The sequence below is a fragment of the Arthrobacter sp. Dra40 genome (assembly GCF_059091905.1).
Genome location: NZ_JBNHHB010000521.1, coordinates 1 through 1091, shown reverse-complemented (window position 1 = coordinate 1091; position 1091 = coordinate 1). Strand labels below are relative to the sequence as shown.

At 66.4% G+C, this 1091-nt stretch carries 2 protein-coding genes; both read right to left on the bottom strand.

Translation table 11 applies throughout. The features are described 5' to 3' along the window. A partial coding sequence (locus AC5RWT_RS37725) for a beta-ketoacyl-[acyl-carrier-protein] synthase family protein (protein ID WP_494084668.1) occupies positions 1–840 on the bottom strand: 840 nt, incomplete at its 3' end. A gap of 105 nt (positions 841–945) precedes the next feature. Continuing rightward, positions 946–1091, bottom strand: a 146-nt coding sequence (locus tag AC5RWT_RS37720) for an acyl carrier protein (protein WP_494084669.1), incomplete at its 5' end; no start/stop codon positions are given.

Sequence of the window (1091 nt, the reverse complement as noted above, 5' to 3'; positions counted from 1 at the left end):
ACGGGTGGCGCCAAGTCCTTCTGGGTCGGGAGCAGTGATGTGGTAGGCGTCGGCGGTGACGCCGGAACCGGCAAGTTCGGCATAGATGCGGGCACCGCGGGCGAGGGCATGCTCCTCGGCTTCCAGCACCAGTGCGCCGGCACCTTCACCCATGACGAACCCGTCACGGTCAAGGTCGTAGGGGCGCGAGGCATGTTCGGGGTCGTCGTTGCGCTTGGACAGCGCCTGCATGGCACTGAAGGCAGCGATGGGCATGGGGTGGATCGCGGCTTCGGCGCCACCGGTCATGACGACGTCGGCCTTGCCCGCCCGGATCAGCTCGATGCCCATAGACATGGCCTCGGTGCCGGAAGCACAGGCGGATACGGGAGTGTGGGCGCCGGCACGGGCACCCAGATCCATGCTGACCGCGGCGGCGGGACCGTTCGGCATGAGCATCGGTACGGTCATCGGCAAGACGCGGCGTGGCCCGCGGTCGCGCAGCGTGTCCCAGGCGTCGAGCAGCGTCCACACGCCGCCGATGCCGGTGGCGAAGGCGACAGCCAGCCGGTCGTGGTCGACGTCCTCGATGCCCGAGTCCTTCCACGCTTCGCGGGCTGCCACCACAGCGAACTGGGTCGAGGGATCCATCCGCTTGGCTTCGACCCGGGTCAGTACTTCGTCCGGACGGTTGCTGGCCTTGGCGGCGAACGTCACCGGCAGCTCGTACTGGGCCACCCAATCATCTTCGAGGGTATGGGCCCCGGAAACACCTTTGAGGGCATTCCGCCACATCGTGGGAACGTCGCCGCCAATCGGGGTGGTGGCGCCGAGGCCGGTGATGACTACTTTGCGTGCCATTGATTCAGTCTCTCAATAGTGATTGGGCAGTAAGTCCAGTGCGGCGGCCGGACCGGGAGCCTCCCGCCGGCCGCCGCATCCCGGGCTGGCCCGGGCAACGCGGAACTAAGCCTGGGCGTTGACGATGAAGTTGACGGCGTCGCCAACGGTCTTGAGGTTCTTGACCTCTTCGTCAGGGATGCGCACGCCGAACTTCTCCTCGGCGTTGACCACGATGGTCATCATCGAGATGGAGTCGATGTCCAGGTCAT